The sequence below is a fragment of the Stenotrophomonas sp. Ps181 genome (assembly GCF_025697425.1).
Lineage (GTDB): Bacteria > Pseudomonadota > Gammaproteobacteria > Xanthomonadales > Xanthomonadaceae > Stenotrophomonas > Stenotrophomonas sepilia.
This window is the reverse complement of the sequence record NZ_JAHWBI010000006.1, coordinates 233,573-253,357: the sequence shown is the minus strand read 5'-3', so window position 1 is coordinate 253,357 and position 19,785 is coordinate 233,573. Positions and strand designations below refer to the sequence as shown.

The window sequence follows — 19,785 nt, the reverse complement described above, 5'->3', positions numbered from 1 at the left end:
GCCGATAGAATGTGCAGGCAGCAACATGTTCATGAGCCCGAAATGCTAGCAGACCCGACCCCCTCCCCGCTGGCCCGCCACTGGCGGCAGCGCGACCTGCAGGTGCTGTGGCACCCGTGCACGCAGATGCGTGAGCATCCGGACACCCTGCCGCTGGTGCCGATCGCCCGTGGCGAAGGCGCGTGGCTGATCGACCACGACGGCCACCGCTATCTGGACGCCGTCAGCAGCTGGTGGACCAACCTGTTCGGTCATGCCGAACCGCGCATCGGCGGTGCCATTGCCACCCAGGCCACGCAGCTGGAACAGGTGATGCTGGCCGGCTTCAGCCATGAGCCGGCCATCACGCTGGCCGAACGCCTGCTGGCATTGGCACCACGCCAGCCCGGCCGCGAGCCGCTGGCCAAGGTGTTCTACGCCGACAACGGCTCGGCCGGCGTGGAAGTGGCGCTGAAGATGGCCTTCCAGTATTTCCAGAACCGTGGGGAGCCGCGGCGCACGCGTTTCATTGCACTGGAAAACGGCTACCACGGCGAGACCCTGGGCGCGTTGGCGCTGGGTGACATCCCGCTGTATCGCCGCGTCTATGCGCCGCTGCTGGCCGAAGGGCTGTTCGCGCCGTCGCCCGATGCCTACCTGGCCGAACCCGGCCAGAGCGCGGCCGACCGCGCGCGGCAGGCTGCCGACGGCCTGGCCACGCTGTTCGACCAGCATCCGGGCGAGATCTGCGCGGTGATCCTGGAACCGCGCCTGCAGTGTGCCGGCGGCATGCGCATGCATGACCCGGTCTATCTGCAGCGCGTGCGCGAACTGTGCGATGCCCATGGCGCGTTCATGATCGCCGACGAGATCGCCACCGGCTTCGGCCGCACCGGCACCCTGTTCGCCTGCGAGCAGGCAGGGGTGATGCCGGACCTGATGTGCCTGTCCAAAGGCCTGACCGGCGGCTTCCTGCCACTGGCCGCCGTGCTGGCGACGCAGGCGCTGTATGACGCCTTCCTCGACGACTCGCGCGAGCGCGCCTTCCTGCATTCGCACAGTTACACCGGCAATCCGCTGGCCTGCGCGGCGGCACTGGCGACGCTGGACATCTTCCGCGACGACGATGTGATTGCGCGCAACCGGGGCATCGCCTCGGTGATGGGCACGCTGGCGGCACCGTTTGCCGACCATCCACACGTGGCCGACGTGCGCCAGGCCGGCATGGTGGTGGCCTTCGAGCTGTCGCGCGACGGCAACAGGCGCACGCCGTTCGACCCGGGCCTGCGGCTGGGCCTGCACGCCTACAAGGCCGCCCTCAAGCGCGGCGTGGTGCTGCGCCCGCTGGGCGACGTGCTGTACTGGATGCCACCCTACTGCGTGGATGACGAACAACTGGAGCTGCTGGCACACACCACGCTGGCGGCCATCGACGAGGCGATTGCATGCGCGTGACCCGCTGCCCCATCGACCTGGCGCTGCACAGCGGCCAGACCGTGACCCTGCCGGAAGAGACGGCCAACCACCTGGTGCGGGTGATGCGCCTGCGCGAGGGAGACACCTGCGTGCTGTTCAACGGCGACGGCCATGACTACAGCGCGACGCTGACCGTGGCCGGCAAGCGCGAGGTGCAGGTGCGCATCGACGCCATGCAGGCCATTGACAATGAATCACCGCTGGCGATCACCCTGCTGCAGGGCATCGCCCGTGGCGAGAAGATGGACCTGATCCTGCAGAAGGCCACCGAACTGGGCGTGGCGGCGATCATTCCGGTCAACGCCGAGCGCACCGAGGTGAAACTCGATCCAGCACGGGCCGAGAAGCGCGTGGCGCACTGGAACAACGTGGTGACCTCGGCCTGCGGCCAGTCCGGGCGCGCGCGCATTCCGCCGGTAGGATCCCCGCTGTCGCTGGCACAGGCTGCGGCGGCGCTGCCAGCCGATTCGCTGCGGCTGACCCTGGATCCGCAGGGAGCACATCGCCTGTCGACGCTGGGAGCCGCTCCCGCTGGCGGTATCGTGATTGCAATCGGCCCGGAAGGGGGCTGGTCGCCGCGCGACCGCGACCAGCTGGCAGCGGCAGGGTTCCAGGGACTGCAGCTGGGCCCGCGGATCCTGCGCACGGAAACGGCCGGGCTGGCCGCTGTCGCGGCGTTGCAGGCGCGGTTGGGCGACCTGGGGTAAGGCTGCTTCGTGGTAGTGCCGGCCGCTGGCCGGCATCCACGGGATCATGGGGTTGCCGGCCAGCGGCCGGCACTACCGGGATCCGACCGGCGGAATCGCGATCAAGCCGCCAGCGAATCCAGCGCCGCTTCCAACGCGTCCAGGTTCGGCAGCAGCGCACTCTGCTCACCCAGCAGCACGCGCATGTGCACGGTCTGCGGCAGGGTTTCTTCGGAGGCGTCGGCCAGCAGGCCATCGCGTGGCACCGAGATCAGCTGCGGGAAGTTCTGCGTCAGCAGCGCGTAGTACGGGCGCTGCGCGTTGCCGCTGAGGGACTTCAGCACCACCACCTTGTTGTGGCCGGCCACCGTCTCTTCGCCCAGCCCCGAAAGGCGTGCGAACGACACCAGCGGCACCTGCCAGCCGTGCCAGCCGATCTCGCCAACCAGCCAGCGCGGCGCATCGGAGACCGGCTGCACCGGCACGCGCGACATCATTTCGGCCACGGTGGCATTGGGCAGCAGTACGCGCTCGTTGCCGGCCTGGATCAGGACGCCGCGGATTTCGTCATTGCTGGCGTAGCTCATGGTGCCTCTCCGTTGTCGTCCTGCTCACCCCAGCGCGCGGCAATTGCCTGCGCCAGTTCCTGCGGTTCACCGGCCACCATGCCGGCAGCCACCACGGCGGTGGCCGCCGCCGGGTCATAGCAGCCCTCGCCCACCTGCCCGGCCACCCACGCACCGGCGGCCGCCAGGTCCAGCGCCGGGCCTACGTGGGCCAGGTCGGCACCGCTGAGCAGCACCAGCGCGGTGTGTTCGGCCGGCAGCGAAGCGAGCGAAATACCATTGGCATCGCTCTGGAAATGCAGGCCATCGCTGGCCGCGCGCACGCCGATATCATCGGCCAGCACGTGCACCTCGCCCGGCACCGCGTGCTGGCCGGCCTCGGCCAGCTGCACCGGCAACGGCGAAACACGGGACATCTGCTTGACCAGGTTGCCGTAGCGGCCACCATCCAGACGCATGTGCACCAGGACCGGCACGCTCAACGACGCGGGCAGTGCGCCGAGCAGGCGACGCAACGCATCCGGGCCACCGATGCCGGCCAGCACCAGCAGCGATGCGGCACGCGCACCGGCCGGGGCGGCGGCATCCAGATCGACCAGGCTCAAATGATCGGTATCGAACGAGGGCTGCGGCGCGACGACCGACGCCACGGCTTCTGCCGATACTGGTGCTTCGATCGATTCTTCGACCAGCGACCAGGCGGTGTGATCGAAGGAGACCGGCGGTGTCCCGGGCGCCGCCGGTTCGGCCAGTGCCTGCGGCGCCGAAGGCGGATCGAGAGGCTCGGGCACGACCGGCTGCAGCGCCGCCAGGGCCTGCTCCAGCGCGATCGGTTCGTGCAGGTCTGCCGGTGGCGAATACAGGCCGTCGGCCGGAACGTCATCGGCCCAGCTCAGCGCCTGTTCCAGATGCGGCCGCAGGGCTTCTTCCTGCGGCGCCGGCGCGGGCGCCGGATGGCCAGGCTCCAACTGCAGGCTGGGCTCTTCTTCGGCGCCCGGCGGCAACACCTGCTGGTGGCCGTGCAGCTTGGCGGCCAGGTGGCGCCCCCAACGTTGCGCCTCCCAGCCGTCGCGGCGGGCGGCCAGCTCAGCCTCATCGAACACCAGGGTCAGCCCCGGTGCCGAGAGCACGGCTTCCAACCGTTCCAGTGCGTCCTCGATGGCCGCTTCCAGCGCGATCACCACGAACTGCGGATCCGCGGCCTGCAGGGCCTGCGGCTCCAGGCCGTTCGGATCATCTTCCAGGACCAGTTGTACATCGGCATGCGCCAGCGCCTCGCGCAGGCGTTCACGCGCCGCACCGGGGCGGGCCAGCAGGGCGACGGCCGGGGCCGGATGGGTTTCACTCACGGACACGGGCGATCCCCAGCAGGTCGTACACGTTACGCATCAGGTCCAGTTCCTGGTACGGCTTGCCCAGATAACGCTGGACACCGATCTCGAAGGCACGCTGGCGGTGCTTGTCGCCGCTGCGCGAGGTGATCATCACGATCGGCACATCCCTGTAGCGAGGATCGGCACGCATCACGGTGGCCAGCTCGTAGCCGTCCATGCGCGGCATCTCGATGTCCAGCAACATCAGGTCCGGCACGCGCTCTTCCAACCGCTCCAGTGCTTCCACGCCATCGCGGGCGACACTGACTTCGAAGTTGTGGCGTTCGAGGATGCGGCCGGTCACCTTGCGCATGGTCAGCGAGTCATCGACCACCATCACCAGCGGCACCTGGCGTTCGTCGCGCGGCGCATTGGCCAGCACCGGTGCGGTCGGATTGGCCAGGAAGCGGCGCACCAGCGGCGCGACGTCCAGGATCACCACCACGCGGCCATCGCCGGTGATGGTGGCACCGTAGATGCCCGGTACCGATGCGATCTGCAGGCCGACCGGCTTGACCACGATTTCGCGGTTGCCCAGCACCTGGTCGATCGCCACGGCTGCACGCAGGTCACCGGCACGCACCAGCAGCAGCGGCACCTGGTCCTGGCCATCGGCACGCGCCGGAGCCTGCCCGACCAGGCTGCCGAGGTCATACAACGGATAGTCTTCGCCGCTGTAGCGGTAGCTGCTGTCGGCGGCCTCGAAACGTTCGCGCGACAGGCGGCCGATACCGCTGACCGAGGCCACCGGCACGGCGAAGGTGGTCTCGCCGATCTGCACGAACACCGCTTGGGTGACGGCCAGCGTCTGCGGCAGGCGCAGGGTGAAGCGCACGCCTTGGCCGCGCACCGACTGGATGTCGACCGAGCCGCCCAGCTGGCGCACTTCGTTGCGCACCACGTCCATGCCCACGCCACGACCGGCCAGCTGGCTGACCTGGTCGGCGGTGGAGAAACCGGAGGCGAAGATCAGGTTGTCCAGTTCCTGCTCGCTGGGCTGCGCATCGGCGGCCAACAGGCCACGGTCGATGGCGCGGCGGCGGATCGCTTCGCGATCGAGGCCGGCACCGTCATCGGCCACTTCCAGCACGATTTCCGAGCCTTCACGGTGCAGGCGGATGGCGACTTCGCCCTCTTCCGGCTTGCCGGCGGCGCGACGCTGTTCCGGCGCTTCCAGGCCGTGGGCCACGGAGTTGCGCAGCATGTGTTCGAGCGGCGCGACCATGCGATCGAGGACATTGCGGTCCAGTTCGCCGTGGGTGCCCTCCAGGGTCAGGTGCACCTGCTTGCCGGTATCCATGCCGGACTGGCGGACCACGCGGCGCAGGCGCGGCACCAGGCCATCGAACGGCACCATGCGCGCGCGCATCAGGCCGTCCTGCAGCTCGGAGCTGACGCGCGACTGCTGTTGCAGCAGCGAATCGTACTGGCGTGACAGATCGTCGAGCACGCCCTGCAGGCCCCCGAGATCGGCCGCCGATTCGTTCAGCGCACGGCTGAGCTGTTGCAGCGTGGAGAAGCGGTCCAGTTCCAGCGGATCGAACTTCTGATCGGCCTGGTCCTGCTCACGCTGGTAGCGGGCGACGATCTGCGCTTCGGTTTCCAGGTCCAGGCGGCGCAGCTGGTCGCGCAGACGCGCGTTGGTGCGCTCCAGTTCGCCCATCGCGCCTCGGAAGGCACCGAGCTGCTGCTCCAGGCGCGAGCGGTAGATCGCCACCTCACCGGCATGGTTGACCAGGCGGTCGAGCAGATCCGCGCGCACGCGCACCTGTTCCTGCTGCGGGCGTGCCAGCGGATCTTCATCGACCACGCCTTCGGCCGGCAGCGGTGCCGACAACGGCGCATCAAGCAGCGGCGGTGCCGGGCTGGCAACCGGTGCCGAAGTGGCTTCTGCGACGCTCGCCACGTTGGCTGCGGCTGCAGCAGCCGCCGCAGCGATATCGGTGGTGGTACGCACTTCGAACGCGTCGACCAGGTCCTGCGCCGGTTCCACCACGCGGTGGTTGCCGGTGCGGGTGAGCAGCTGGTGCAGGCGATCGAATCCGCGCTCCAGCAACTGCACATCGCGGCGTTCGATCTCGGTGCGACCAGCGGCGACGGCTTCCAGCAACGATTCGATGCTGTGGCCAAGATCGCCGATGGCGTTGATGCCGGCCATGCGTGCGCCACCCTTCAGGGTATGCAGGTCACGCTGCAGGCCGGCCAGCACCTCGCGGTCCTGCGGCGCATCGCGCAGCTCGCTGATCAGGCCATCGCAGTGGTCGAGCAGGTCCTTGCCTTCCTCGACGAAGATGTCGACCAGCTCGCGATCGTAGACGCTGAAGTCGAGCGTATCAGCGCTGTCTTCCGGCGCCGGGATGTCAAGGACGTCGGGTGCCACGACATCAGCCACGTCGGCGCCAGGCGCGCCAACGGCCGGGGCATCCGACACGGTATCGGTATCGGCACCTTCGGCGTGGACTTGCACCTGGCCCGGCGCGTCTTCCAGTTCGAAGAACCGCACCGGCCCGGCGGTGGCCGGCGCCGCGGCCTCCGCGATCACCTCATTCACCGTCGCCGGGGACGGCTGATCGGCGCTCTCTCCTTCACCGATCGCCGCCTCCCCGCCGACGTCCGCATCCTCGGCAAAGGCTTCCGCCTCGCCCGGCGCGAGTTCGCTGGCCTGCAGGCCGAGCACGGACCATTGCCCGTCGTCGGCCAGGGGCTGCTCTTCGTCGATCACGTGCAGGCCGGCCTCGAGCGCGGCGTCCAGCGAGACCGGTTCTGCAAACCCCGGCGCAGCCATTTCATCCTGCAGGCTCGACAGCTCGCTGTCGAGTGGCAGTGCAGCAGGCGTCTCGAATGCCTCAGCGTCTGCGACGTGCACGTGATCGAACGAGGACGCATTCAGGTCAGATGCGACGGTTTCGACAGCATCAGGAATCTCTTCGGCATCGCGGTCGTCGACCGGCAGCGCACTGGCATCCAGGTACGGCGACAGATCGTCCACGACGGTCAAACCGGCATCGTCGGACAACAGCGGCGCGCTTTCGGCCTCCGCCTCGACACCGTCTACCTCAACGCCCGGAGCATCGTCGGCCACCCGGATCGATTCGACCACCGGTAGCGACGCCGCTCCCTCACCCGGTACCGACGGCCATCCGGCATCGAAGTAGCGCGAAAGATCGTCGCTGGCGGTCAGCTCACCGACCTCCAGCCCGCCCTCGCCCTCGATCGCCGCATCCTCGACCGGGGCTTCGGCGGCATCGACAACTGCCTGTGGTTCCTGCTCCGGCACGACGAACGAAGGCGGTACCGCATCGGTTTCAGGCGCGACGGCTGCGAAGGCGTCCGCATCCCGTTCCGCCGCCGGTTCGTCATCCAGCGCCAGCTCGGCTTCGTCGTCCTCCAGGCCCACCATCGGCCAGCGCGCTTCCGGCAACTCGCTGGCCAGCGCCTGCAGGCGCTGTGCCAGTACCTGTAGCGGTGCGATGCGCGGCTGTTCGGCCTGCAGCGCTTCCATGGTGGCGGTGATCGCCTGCGCGGTCGCATCCAGCGCGGCCACGCCTTCATCACCCGGCACCACCTCGGCGGCCAGTGCACGCTTGATGTAGGACTCGGCACCGCCGGTTACAGCCGTGATCTCGGGCACTTCGGTCATCGCGAAGGCGCCGTTCATGGTGTGCACTGCGCGCAGGAGGGCGTCGCTGACCGGCTGCGGTGCCTGCTGCGCCGAACGCAGCCAGTCCTGCAGGGTGGCCTGGTGGACTTCCACCTCGGCCTCGAGAATCTCGCGCAGCACGCTGTCGATGTTGGCCGGCGTGCCGGTGGCTTCGGCCTCCTCGGCGGTATCGGCCAGCGCCGAAGCGACCATCTCCGCGTCGAGAATGCGGCTGATCTCGTCTTCGCCTTCGGCTTCGGCCACCGGTGCAACCGGTGCAGTGGCACCAGGCAGGGGTACGTAGTAGGTTTCCTCGCCTGCACCGACACGATCGGCGATGGCCTGCATGGCCTGCAGGTCGACGCTGATGCGCTGGCCATGGCGCAGCGCCGCGTTCAGCTGGGGCAGCGCCGCATGCGCGTTGTCGACCATCGCCAGCACGGCGGGGGACGCGGCGCGGCTGCCATCCAGCACGCGGTTGAGCATGCCTTCGATCTTCCACGCGAACTCACCCAAGGTGCGTGCGCCGACCAGGCGGCCGCTACCCTTGAGGGTATGGAAGATGCGGCGGATCGGGCGCAGCCGGTCCATGTTGTCCGGCTGCATCCGCCATGCCGGCAGTAGCGTGCCGAGATTGGCCAGCTCATCATCGAACTCTTCCAGGAACACCTCGCGGATGTCCTCGTCGATGTTCTCGGCATCGTCGTCAAAGCCGGCGTCGAAGCCCGCATTGGTGTCGGCGTCGGTCCCGGCAACGGCCGAATCCACTGCCTCCGGCGCTGCCGCAGCGGCCATCGCCTGTGGATTGAAGCCGGCAGCGGCCGCACTCAGCTCGGCGAAGAACTGGGCATCGGCTTCGCTGAAATCGATCGGCGCGATGGTGTCGATATCGATCACCGACACGGCCGGAGCGGAGGTTTCCGCTGCCGGGATGAGCGCTTCGATCGACGGCGACGTGATCGACGGTACCGGCAGCTCATCCGGCGCCTGATCCACCTCGACCAGCGCGCCGGGCGATGCATCGGCCAGCGGCGGCGCCACGGCATCGACGATCTCCAGCGACGGCTGCAAGCGGGCATCATCATCCAGCGACAGCGTTTCCATTGCATGCAGCGACAGCACGTCGTCAGCGTTGTCCAGCGCGTCGGCATCGAAGCGGAACACCACGTCGTCGGCGACGGCAGCCGCATCCTGTTCGGCTGCCACCGGGTCGAACACCGGTGCAGCATCGAAAGCGGTCCCGGATGAAGCCACCGCGTCCGTCGTCTCACTGATCGACGGCGCTGCGGTCTCCTCAAGCATCTGCGGCGCCTCGGACAGCGACCACTGCGGTGCACCGGAGTGATCACCGTCGGCCAGTTCGAAGCTGACCGGATCGAAACTGGCGAAGGTCGGGCTGCGCTCGTCATCGGCAGGCGCGATGGCGTCGGCCTCCGGATGGAACGGCGCCAGCTCCCACTGTGGGACATCCGGGGCAGGTGCGCTGGACGCCGCGAAGACCAGCGATGCCTCCGCATCGTCGTGCGTCGGCAACGGCGAAGCATCGGTATCAGCCGTGCTGGCGGCCACGGCTGCCACGGTGCCCAGTGCGCCGAACATCAGGCGGTTGTCGGACACCATCGGCGCCGGCGAGGCCGGCGGCGGATCGAAGGTGAAGTCCGGCAGTGGCACCGGCACGTCGCCGGCAGTGGGCGCCGCAGGCTGCACTGGAACCTCGATGCGCTCCGGCTGCAGCGGCTCAGCCTGCAACGCAACCGGCTCACGTTCGACCGGCAGCAGTGCCGGCGCTTCCGGCGCGACGGCATTGTGCTCCGGCAGCGGCCAGTAGCGCAGAGCCTCGAGGCTGCTGCGGGTGATTTCGAGGATGTCCTCGCGGCCCGGGCGGCGGTCGCGCAGCGCTTCCAGGTAGTACTCCAGGCTGGCCATGGCATCGGCCAGGGTGTCCAGCTGGCGGCCGCTGGGCACGCGCTGGCGGCCGATCAGTTCGGCCTCGATGTACTGCTGCACGCCACGCAGGTAATCGGCGGCGGTACCCAGGTCGAGCATGCGCAGCGCGCCGGACACATCGCCCAGCAGGCGTGGCACATCCTGCAGCTCGGCATGGTTCCAGCTGGTTTCGATGAAGGCGACGAAATGCTCGCGGGCAGCGGCGAAGTTGGCGATGGCTTCGTGCGCCAGCACCTCCACCGTGCGCCGGTTCTCGACCGCGCTCGGGTCGTCCTCGCCACTGCCGCCGGCGCCCAGATGGGCAACCTGGTCGTCCAGCGAGGCATCGACGTACAACAGTGCACCGGCAATATCCAGCAGCAGGTTCTCGTCGATCTGCTGGCGACCTTCGACCACGCCGCGCAGCGCATCGCGCTGCTGCACGACCACGCCGCGGGCCACGCCCAGGCCCATCATGCCCAGCGTATCGGCCACGGCGCCAAGCTCGTTGGCCTGGGTCTGCAGCTGTTCCGGCGCACCGCCGGTACGCAGGTGCAGGTCCAGCGCATCCTTGATGCGCAGCAGCTCTTCCTTCACCGCGCTGCCGACCGTGTCGAGCAGTTCGCGATTGCGCCCGCTCAGGCTGCCACGGGCATGGTCCAGCTCGGCCTCGGTGGCGGTGACGCTGTCCGGCGCAAAGGCCAGCAGCACACTGTCAGTGACGCCTTCTTCGCCGCGCGACGCACGGATCTCGTTGAGCAGCGGCATCAGCACGATCGGAATGTCGCGATGGCCGTTCTGCAGGCGTTCCAGGTAGTCGGGCAGCAGCACGCTGCCACGCATCAGGGTCGCGCAGGCTTCATCGCGGTCGGCCACGCGGCCGGCGCCGATGGCATTGGCCAGCTGCTCCAGTTCTTCGGCCACCATCGCCGGGGCATACAGCTCGACCATGCGCAGGGTGCCCTGCACCTGGTGCAGGTAGCCGGCGCAGATGCGCATGCGGCTGGCGTCGGTCGGGTCTTCCGCGTAGTACTCGACTTCGTTGCGCACCTGGCGCAGGGTCTCGTCCAGCTCGGGCTTGACCCAGCCCAGCGCTGCGTGGCTCATCGCATCGCGCAGACTGCTCATGGACGCGCTCCGTTCGCCGCCGCGCGGAAGCCGCGCGAGTTCTGGCGTGGGGAATGGAAATGCTTCATCGACTGGTTCCTTGCTCGCCGCCCTGCCCGCGTCACGCCGGCAGCTTGAAGTCGGCGACCGAACGGCGCAGGTCCGCCGCCAGCTGCGCGAGGTGGCCGATCGACTCTGCGGTCTGTCCGGCACCCTGCGAGGTCTGGCCGGTGATCTGCCGGATCACGCCCATGGTGCGGGTGATGTCCGAGGCGGCGGCCGACTGCTGCTGGGCGGCGATGGAGATGTTCTTGATGAGGGTGTTCAGTGCATTGGACACGCGCTCGATCTCGGTCAGCGCGGTGCCGGCATCCTCGGCCAGGCGTGCACCGGACACCACTTCGGCGGTGGTCTGCTCCATCGAGGTGACCGCTTCGTTGGTGTCGGCCTGAATGGCCTGGACCAGGTTTTCGATGCGTCGGGTCGCACCCGAGGTGCGTTCTGCCAGGCGCTGCACTTCGTCGGCCACGACCGCGAAACCGCGGCCCGCTTCACCGGCCGACGCGGCCTGCACCGCCGCGTTCAACGCCAGGATGTTGGTCTGCTCGGAAATGTCGTTGATCAGTTCCACGATCGAGCCGATTTCCTGCGACGACTCGCCCAGGCGCTTGATGCGCTTGGAGGTTTCCTGGATCTGGTCACGGATCTGGTCCATGCCCTGGATGGTCTCGCGCACCACGCCGGCACCTTCGGCAGCGATCACCACCGAGCGCTGTGCCACGTCGGCCGACTCGGCCGAGTTGCGCGACACCTGCTCGATGCTCGCCGCGATCTCTCCGATGCGGTCCGAAGCCGAGGTGATCTGGTTGGCCTGGTGCCCCGCGGCCTCTGCCAGCTGCATGGCGGTGGCCTGCGTTTCCTGGGTGGACATCGCGACCTTGGCCGAGGTGTCATTGATGGTGGTCACCAGGTGGCGCAGCTCGTCGACCGCGTAGTTGATCGCGTCGGCGATCGCGCCGGTCATGTCCTCGGTCACCGAGGCCTTCACCGTCAGGTCGCCCTCGCCGAGCGAGGAGATTTCGTCCAGCAGCCGCATGATCGCCTGCTGGTTGCGGCTGTTGAATTCCACCTGGGTCTGGTAGCGCAGTTCCTGCTCGCGCGAGCGGCTGCGCACGTTGGTGGAGACGAAGCCGATGATCGCGATCAGCGAAAGCGCACCGGACACCACGCCGATCCAGAAGTTCGGGAACAGGCGGGTGTCGGATACCGAGCCGAACGAGGAGAACGCATCGAACAACTTGCGGCTGTCATCCAGCATGTGGGCCGAACCCTGGCCCAGCGCGGTGGCAGCGGACTGCGCCGCGAACAGCTGGCGCGAGCTGGCCAGGATCGCGTCGGCGTCCTGCTTCATCGCTTCCCACTTCTGCTGCGACTGTTCCAACGCGGCCACGGCGGCGGCACCGCGCACGGCGGTGATGCCCAGTTCCTCGTTGCCGTTGCGCAGGCCGTCGAGCACCTGCGAGAACACGGTGATGTCGCGTGCCAGCGCATCGCCGGAGGTCGCCGCGGCGCTGCCACCGGCACGCATTTCGGTCACGCGGCGGGCCATCGAACCGGCCACCACGACCTGCTGCAGCGCGCTGTACACCTGCGACGACGGCGCGCCGGAAGCGGACATCGCACGCACCAGCTCGTTCAGCTGGGCCTGCAGGCCCGGCACCGCGCCGGTGAAGTTGTTCGCGTTGCCGGCCAGCGCCAGCACGGCCGGTTCGCTGGCCACCAGCTGCCCGGCCTGCTTGCCCAGCGGCGCCCAGGTCTCGCCCAGGGTGGCGATGGCACCGGCGACGCCCGGCTCCTTGCCGTAGCGTCCCTGCAGGGTCGACACGTTCTGCTCGATCGCGTTGCGGGTGGCCTTGAAGGCGGTGAAGGCCTGGGCGTTGCCGCCGACCGCGTCACGTCCCTGGTTGGCCAGCTGCTGCGACAGCACCTGCAGGTCGGCGGCCTTGGAGCCGGCGTCGGCAAGGCGGCTGCCCTGCCAGGTGGCGACGCCGGTATTGACGCCGAACAGGATCATCGATGCCAGCAGCAGGAACAGCCACAGGTTGCTGCCGCCCAGCCGCAGCTTGCCGGTCTTGGTGGCGTCCGAAGCAGTACTCATCGTTCAACCTCGATCTTCAATGCAGGGGGCGATGCCCGGCCTCAGGCCGCGGCTTGCCGGAATTCAGGGGTGCGCGACAGCAGCGAGAGCGAGAACACGCCCCAGTCGTGGCCGTCGGCATGGAAGGCACGGTCAACGAAATGGCCGTAGCGACCTTCGGCCAGCGTGCCCGCTTCGATCTGCTGGTCCAGCTCGAAGCTGCGCTGGCCGAACAGTTCATCGATGGTCAGTGCGACGTCGCCGCCGGCCTGGCGCATGATCAGCACGCGCTGGCCTTCCTGCTGCACGGTGCGCGTGCCTTCCAGGAAGTACTTCAGGTCGACCACCGGGAACAGGTTGCCGCGCAGGTTGCCCACGCCCAGTAGCCAGGGCTGCGCGCAGGGTACCGGGGTCACCGGCGGCATCGGCACGATTTCCACCACTTCACGGAAATCGGACACCAGCCGGCGCTGGCCGACGCGGTAACCCACGCCACGCCACAGGTCCTGAGCAAACTGCTTTCCGGGCAGCTGCACCGCATGGGCCAGGCTGCGCCGTTCATAGGCTTCAAGGATGTCGAAGGGCGAGCGCATCAGGCCACCAGTTCGTTGATCCGCGCGATCAGTTCATCCTCGCGCGGCGGCTTGACGATGTAATCGGCGGCGCCCTGGCGCAGGCCCCAGGCCTTGTCGGTTTCCATCGCCTTGGTGCTGACGATGATCACCGGGATGTGCTTGATCGCCGCATCACGGGCCATCGCACGGGTCGCCTGGAAGCCGCTCATGCCAGGCAGGACCACGTCCATCAGCACCAGCTGCGGCACCTGGTCGCGGACCAGCTGCAGGCCATCCTCGGCATTGTCCGCTTCCAGCACTTCGTGGCCGGCACGGCGCAGCCACTGGGTGAACACCGCGCGGTCGGTCGGTGAATCCTCGATCAGGACGATACGAGCCATTGTGCCTTTCCCCCCTGGTCAGGCGTTGACGTATGTGCGGATGGCACCCAGCAGTTCTTCACGCGTAAAAGGCTTCGTCAGGTACTGCTCCGAGCCGACGATGCGTCCCCGCGCCTTGTCGAACAGGCCATCCTTGGACGACAGCATGATGACCGGGGTCGCCTTGAACAGCTGGTTGCCCTTGATCAGCGCGCAGGTCTGGTACCCGTCCAGGCGCGGCATCATGATGTCGACGAAGATGATCTGCGGTTGCTGGTCTGCGATCTTGGCAAGCGCTTCGAAGCCGTCGGTGGCGGTGACCACCTCGCAGCCTTCGCGCTTGAGCAGCGTTTCCGCAGTCCTGCGGATGGTCTTCGAATCATCGATGACCATCACCCGGAGTCCTGCGAGTTCCCCGCCCGCAGTCGTGTTTTCAGTCATTGCCTATCCCCAAGCGCACGGCCCGATCTCTGGCGGGGGCCGCTGCGAAAGCGTATCTATATCGCACTTTCCGCGCCCGCTTCAAGGCCGCCCCACGGCGCGGGGCATGGCGCCCTCCTGAACGTGACGGGTTTCGCAATGGGTGCGCGACCGCCGGGCGGACGCTGCGTTGCAGTATGGCAGGGAGGCGCGCGGCCGGCGTTGCCGCTACCATCAACGCCTTGCCTGACAGGTGCGCCCATGCCGTTGAACGTCATCGTGGTGATGGACCCCATCGCCCACATCAAGATCGCCAAGGACACCACCTTCGCCATGCTGCTGGAAGCCCAGCGCCGCGGCCATGCCCTGCACTACGTGCGGCCGGGCGGACTGGCCCTGGAAGGTGGCGTGGCGGTGGCCCGGACCGCGCCACTGCAGGTGCGCGACGACCCGGCGGGCTGGTATGAGCTGGGTGAGTTCAGCCGTACCGAGTTCGGGCCCGGCCAGATCGTGCTGATGCGCAAGGACCCGCCGGTCGACGCCGAGTACATCTACGACACCCAGGTGCTGGACGTGGCCGCCGCTGCCGGTGCCTGCGTGGTCAACAACCCGCAGGGCCTGCGCGACTACAACGAGAAGCTGGCAGCCCTGCTGTTCCCGCAGTGCTGCCCGCCGACCCTGGTCAGCCGCGATGCCAAGGCGCTGAAGGCCTTCGCCCTCGAACACGGCCAAGCCGTGCTGAAGCCGCTGGACGGCATGGGCGGCCGCTCGATTTTCCGCAGCGGCCAGGGCGATCCGAACCTGAACGTGATCCTGGAGACCCTGACCGACGGCGGCCGCAAGCTGGCGCTGGCCCAGAAGTTCATTCCCGACATCACCGCCGGCGACAAGCGCATCCTGCTGGTCGACGGCGAACCGGTCGATTACTGCCTGGCGCGCATTCCCCAGGGTGACGAGTTCCGCGGCAACCTGGCGGCCGGCGGCCGTGGCGAAGGGCGCCCGCTGAGCGAGCGTGACCGCTGGATCACCGGCCAGGTTGGCCCGGAGATGAAGCGTCGTGGCATGCGCTTCGTCGGCCTGGACGTGATCGGCGATTACCTGACCGAGGTCAACGTGACCAGCCCGACCTGCGTGCGCGAGCTCGACGCGCAGTACGGCCTGAACATTGCCGGCACCCTGTTCGACGCGCTCGAGGCCGGCCTGCGCTGATGCCGTCCGCACCCGCCGTTCTGCCCCCGCCGCCACGCGAAGCGCAACGGCTGGGGGCCACCATCGCACTGTCGGTGCTGGTCCACGCCCTGCTGATCCTGGGCGTGGGCTTCGCCGTGAAAGGCGATGCTCCGCTGGTGCCGACGCTGGAAGTGATCTTCAGCCAGACGCGCACCGCACTGACGCCAAAGCAGGCTGATTTCCTTGCCGCCGCCAACCAGGAAGGCGGTGGCGAGCACGACCGCGCACAGCGTCCGCGCGACAACCAGGCCGGCATCGTGCCGCAGGCGCAATCCGGACTCAGCCCGGTTCCCCAGCAACAGCAATCGGCCGCGCCGGTTCCGCCGCCGCAGGCACGGGTGGTCAGCAGCCGCAATGGGGAGGACACCGTGGCGCAGGCGCAGTCCCGTCCAACGCCGGAACAGCCTGAGCCGGATGCGCCGCTGAGCGCGCGTGAGCAGCGCGATGTGGAGATGGCGCGACTGGCTGCCGAAGTGCATCTGCGCTCGGCGCAGTATGCCAAGCGCCCGAATCGCAAGTTCGTGTCGGCCAGCACGCGTGAATATGCCTATGCCAATTACCTGCGTGCCTGGGTCGACCGTGCCGAGCGCGTAGGCAACCTGAATTACCCGGACGAGGCCCGGCAGCGACGGCTCGGCGGCCAGGTGGTGATCAGCGTGGGCGTGCGCCGCGATGGCAGCGTGGAGAGCAGCCGCATCCTGCGTTCAAGCGGAACGCCGCTGCTGGATGAAGCGGCGCTGCGGGTGGTGAAGCTGGCGCAGCCATTCCCGCCGTTGCCAAAGACCGAGGACGAGATCGACATCCTGCAGGTCACCCGTACCTGGGTGTTCCTGCCGGGTGGCACCCTGCACGACGATCGGTAGGGTTTTGTTGCCCGGGCCTGCGGCCCGGGACCCGCTGGAGGCAACAGCAACAGCAGAAGCAACAGCAGAAGCGGCGGCGGGGATGCTGGACCTGGCGGGGCGGTGTGGGCTTGCAGGACACGCCGTAAACCCGTCCTTGGGGGCTCGATGGCGCCATCCATGGCGCCAACGGTCCTGCAAGCCCACACCGCCCCACCTCCGACAAATCGCGGCGCATCGCGTCCCGCTCCGCTGTTGGTAGGTGTCGACCTTGGTCGACACACATCCACGCCACGCGTGGATGCGAGCGAAGCGATCCGCTTTTGACTTTGATTTTCTTTTTTGATTTTCCGTGGCGGACGCACACGGAAACTGTCAGAGGTCGGGCGGGGTGGGTTCGCGGGGGTGTCCGCGGCATGGGTCGGGCGCATGCGCCCGACGGGTTGGGCAGGACGCCCAACCCCGGTCTTGCCGTGTGCGCAGGACAGCGCACACGTGCAAGCCACGGCCAAGCCCCCATGGGTGAGGGCGCTTCGCTTGCGAAGCATTGCTTCGCAAGCGCCCGAACGCCCAGCCGCCAGCGGCTGGGCCGGACTGGGGGTTTACGGCGTCCCCCGCGAACCCACCCCGCCCGGCCAAGCGCGGCTTTTGGTTTATGCGATCAACCAACCCCGCCACGAGGGGCTCAGCCGTTGGCCTTCGCCTTCGCCTCGCGCGCGGCCTGCTGCTCGACCAGGGTCAGTGCCACGTTGTCGCGCAGGTACGCCGGCTCGACCTTCTCCGGTGCGATCGCCTCACCACGCGCGAACGCCGGCACCGCCAGTGCCAGCACGTCCGACGCCCGCGGCAATGCCGCAGCATCGAAACCGCGCAGGCCACTGCCCAACTGTGCCACCAGCGCGCCGTCGCCCGCGCCGAAACCGGTACCGACACCGTAGGCCGGCATTCCTTCCGGCAGCGTCACCACGGAGGGCGCGCAGACGCGCTCGGCATCTTGCGCGACCGGCAGGCCGTCCACGCGTTCGAAGCGCGCGACGTAGAGTTCGCCCATTCGTGCATCGATCGCCGACAGGATCTGCGTTTCTTCCGCCGGTGCCCGCAGCGCCAGCACCTGCAGCGTCGAAACCGGCAGCAGCGGGCGGTCCAACGCCAACGCGATGCCCTGGGCGATGGCGATCGCCAGGCGCACACCGGTGAACGCCCCCGGGCCGCGACTGAGCGCGATGCCATCGAGCTGGCGACGGCTGATGCCGGCTTCGGCCAGCAGCGCCTCGGCCCATGGCAGGCTCAGTTCGGCATGCCGGCGCGGGGCGATCTCGAAGCGTTCCAGCACCCGCCCATCGACATGCAGGGCAACGGAGCAGGCTTCGGTGGCGGTTTCAAAGGCAAGCAGTTTCATCAGATCAGGTCAGAACAGGGGGAACGTGGCACCGGGAGCCGGCTCCGGGCCCGGCGCAACAGCGGCCGGGTCAGCCGCATCATCAGCCACGGGCACCCATTGTGGCGTAAAGAAGGCCTGCACATCGGCCAGGCTGCGGGTGCGGCGGAAGGGTGGCAGTGAATCCAGGAAGACCCGGCCATAGCCGCGGTTGAGCAGGCGCGGATCGCACAGGACCAGCACGCCACGGTCGCTTTCGCTGCGGATCAGGCGACCGACCCCCTGCTTCAGTGCGATCACCGCCTGCGGCAACTGTTCGTCGCGGAACGGATTGCCGCCCTGGCCGCGGATCGCCTCCAGGCGTGCCTCATACACCGGATCGTCCGGTGCCGCGAACGGCAGCTTGTCGATCATCACCACGCTCAGCGCTTCGCCGACCACGTCCACGCCCTCGCGGAAGCTGGCCGAGCCCAGCAGCACGCCATTGCCCGATTCACGGAAGCGCTGCAGCAGCGTCGCGCGCGGTGCCTCACCCTGCACGAACAACGGCCATGGCCCGTCGCGCAGTGCCTCGGCCGCCTCGCGCAATGCACGGTGCGAGGCGAACAACAGGAATGCCCTGCCCTGCGATGCCTGCAGCACCGGCCGAAGGGTCTGGATCAGCGCGGTTCCGAAGCCCCGTGCGGCCGGATCAGGCAGGCCTTCCGGCAGGTAGCACAACGCCTGCTCGGGCCAGTTGAACGGACTCGGCTGGACCAGGGTATGCGGATCGTCCAGGCCCAAGCGCGTGGCGATGTGGTCGAATCCATTGCCCACGGTCAGCGTGGCCGAGGTGAAGATCCATGCCGCGCGGCTGCGCTCGCGGTGCTCGCGCAGCGGGCCGGACACATCCATCGGCGTGCGCTGGCAGCGGAAACCCCGCGGCGTGAGCTCGTACCAGAGCACATCGGCGGCACTGGCGTGGTCCGCCGGATCGGCATCGAAATCGAGAGCGGGTTCATCATCGCCCAGCCAGCGCTGCAACCGCGACACCGCCTCGCGCGCCCGCGCATGGCAGGCATCCAGGCCCGCTGCGGCTTCGCGCAGCGGCTGCAAGGCCTGCTCCAGCGCCACCAGGCCGGCCATCACCGTATCGAAGCCGTCACGGACCTTTGGCATGGCCAGCGCACGCCACTGCGTGCCCCGCGGCGGCAGCCCCTCCATCGCCGAACGCAACGCCAGCAACGCCTGTTGCAACTGGTCGACCGGCGCCTGCAGCGCCGATTGCGCGCCCCCTACGCCGCGCGCTTCAGCCAGGCAGTCGCGACCCAGTTCCTGCCATGGGCGCATGCCGAAACCTTCGCCGAAGAACTGCGCTGCCAGTTCGGGCAGCTGGTGTGCCTCGTCGATGACAAAGGCCTGCGCCCCCGGAAGCAACTCGCCGAAGCCGTCCTGTTTCAGTGCCAGATCGGCCAGCAGCAGGTGGTGGTTGACCACCACCACGTCGGCGGCCTGCGCACGCTGCCGTGCGCGCACCACGAAGCAGTCGTCCCAGAATGGGCAATCGGTGCCCAGGCAATTGTCGACAGTGGAGGTGACCATCGGCAGCAGCGGCGAGTCATCGGCCAGGCCCTCCAGTTCGGCGATGTCACCGAACTCCGAGCGGCCGGACCACGCCAGGATGCGCTGGAACTGCGCGGCCTGTTCGGGACTGGAAAACCGCGGCTCGCCCCGCGCCTGCTGCAGTCGGTAGCGGCACAGGTAGTTCGCGCGCCCCTTCAGCAGCGCGCTGCGCAGGCCGACGCCCAGCGCCTGGCGCACGCGCGGCAGATCGCGGTGGTAGAGCTGGTCCTGCAGCGCGCGGGTACCGGTGGAGATGATGGTGCGCAGCCCGGACAGCAGCACCGGCACCAGATAAGCGAAGGTCTTGCCGGTGCCGGTACCGGCCTCGGCCAGCAGCAGGTCCCGCTGCTGCAGCGCATCGGCAATGGCTGCGGTCAGGTGCAGCTGTGCCGGACGCGGGACGAAGGCATCCAGATGCGAGGCGAGCGCGCCGCCTTCGCTGAGGGCTTCGCGGCTGGCATGGACAAGGTCGGACATCAGAGGGAAAGG

The 19,785-nt window shown here is 68.4% G+C and carries 13 protein-coding genes; 4 read left to right on the top strand and 9 right to left on the bottom strand.

Annotation, left to right across the window (positions count from 1 at the left end; translation table 11 throughout):
* The first annotated feature begins 42 nt into the window (after nt 1-42).
* Both bioA and KXV01_RS15510 read left to right on the top strand, forming a co-directional pair.
* On the top strand, nt 43-1,434 hold the full coding sequence (bioA, locus tag KXV01_RS15515; protein ID WP_220075464.1) for an adenosylmethionine--8-amino-7-oxononanoate transaminase: 1,392 nt from the start codon (nt 43-45) through the stop codon (nt 1,432-1,434).
* On the top strand, nt 1,425-2,162 hold the full coding sequence (locus KXV01_RS15510; RefSeq protein WP_099495361.1) for a 16S rRNA (uracil(1498)-N(3))-methyltransferase: 738 nt from the start codon (nt 1,425-1,427) through the stop codon (nt 2,160-2,162). The genes bioA and KXV01_RS15510 overlap by 10 nt, the downstream gene beginning before the upstream one ends.
* A gap of 101 nt (nt 2,163-2,263) precedes the next feature.
* On the opposite strand, the gene KXV01_RS15505 is transcribed toward KXV01_RS15510, so the two are convergent.
* From KXV01_RS15505 to pilG, 7 genes are all read right to left on the bottom strand, one after another.
* On the bottom strand, nt 2,264-2,728 hold the full coding sequence (locus KXV01_RS15505; protein ID WP_005418442.1) for a chemotaxis protein CheW: 465 nt from the start codon (nt 2,726-2,728) through the stop codon (nt 2,264-2,266).
* Nucleotides 2,725-4,062 (bottom strand): chemotaxis protein CheB, encoded by a 1,338-nt coding sequence (locus KXV01_RS15500; RefSeq protein ID WP_099495360.1) that lies wholly within the window; start codon nt 4,060-4,062, stop codon nt 2,725-2,727. Before KXV01_RS15500 ends, KXV01_RS15505 begins: the two co-directional genes overlap by 4 nt.
* Nucleotides 4,049-10,774, bottom strand: coding sequence for an Hpt domain-containing protein (locus KXV01_RS15495; protein ID WP_263467909.1), 6,726 nt, complete (start codon nt 10,772-10,774; stop codon nt 4,049-4,051). Before KXV01_RS15495 ends, KXV01_RS15500 begins: the two co-directional genes overlap by 14 nt.
* 100 nt (nt 10,775-10,874) lie before the next feature.
* Nucleotides 10,875-12,911: a methyl-accepting chemotaxis protein gene (locus KXV01_RS15490; protein WP_049415562.1), complete on the bottom strand. Its 2,037-nt coding sequence runs from the start codon at nt 12,909-12,911 to the stop codon at nt 10,875-10,877.
* Between the two features lie 41 nt (nt 12,912-12,952).
* Nucleotides 12,953-13,483, bottom strand: a complete 531-nt coding sequence (locus KXV01_RS15485) for a chemotaxis protein CheW (protein WP_049415560.1) — start codon at nt 13,481-13,483, stop codon at nt 12,953-12,955.
* On the bottom strand, nt 13,483-13,845 hold the full coding sequence (locus tag KXV01_RS15480) for a response regulator (RefSeq protein WP_005410717.1): 363 nt from the start codon (nt 13,843-13,845) through the stop codon (nt 13,483-13,485). The genes KXV01_RS15485 and KXV01_RS15480 overlap by 1 nt, the downstream gene beginning before the upstream one ends.
* An 18-nt stretch (nt 13,846-13,863) precedes the next feature.
* The gene (gene pilG / locus KXV01_RS15475) at nt 13,864-14,265 is read right to left on the bottom strand and encodes a twitching motility response regulator PilG (protein ID WP_005418455.1); all 402 of its coding nucleotides are present in this window, start codon (nt 14,263-14,265) and stop codon (nt 13,864-13,866) included.
* A 240-nt stretch (nt 14,266-14,505) separates the two neighbouring features.
* On the opposite strand from pilG, the gene gshB reads away from it, so the two are divergent.
* Nucleotides 14,506-15,453 carry a glutathione synthase gene (gene gshB, locus KXV01_RS15470; protein WP_134709577.1) on the top strand — a complete coding sequence of 316 codons (948 nt, stop codon included), beginning with the start codon at nt 14,506-14,508 and terminating at the stop codon, nt 15,451-15,453.
* Complete coding sequence (locus tag KXV01_RS15465; protein ID WP_049415555.1) at nt 15,453-16,337, top strand: energy transducer TonB; 885 nt, start codon at nt 15,453-15,455, stop codon at nt 16,335-16,337. The genes gshB and KXV01_RS15465 overlap by 1 nt, the downstream gene beginning before the upstream one ends.
* Nucleotides 16,338-17,001: 664 nt before the next feature.
* Here KXV01_RS15465 and tsaB read toward each other — a convergent pair.
* A complete protein-coding gene (tsaB, locus tag KXV01_RS15460; RefSeq protein WP_049411606.1) occupies nt 17,002-17,715 on the bottom strand; it encodes a tRNA (adenosine(37)-N6)-threonylcarbamoyltransferase complex dimerization subunit type 1 TsaB in 714 nt (237 codons plus the stop codon).
* Nucleotides 17,716-17,724: 9 nt separating this feature from the next.
* A complete protein-coding gene (locus KXV01_RS15455) occupies nt 17,725-19,773 on the bottom strand; it encodes an ATP-dependent DNA helicase (RefSeq protein ID WP_099494532.1) in 2,049 nt (682 codons plus the stop codon).
* Nucleotides 19,774-19,785 lie beyond the last annotated feature (12 nt).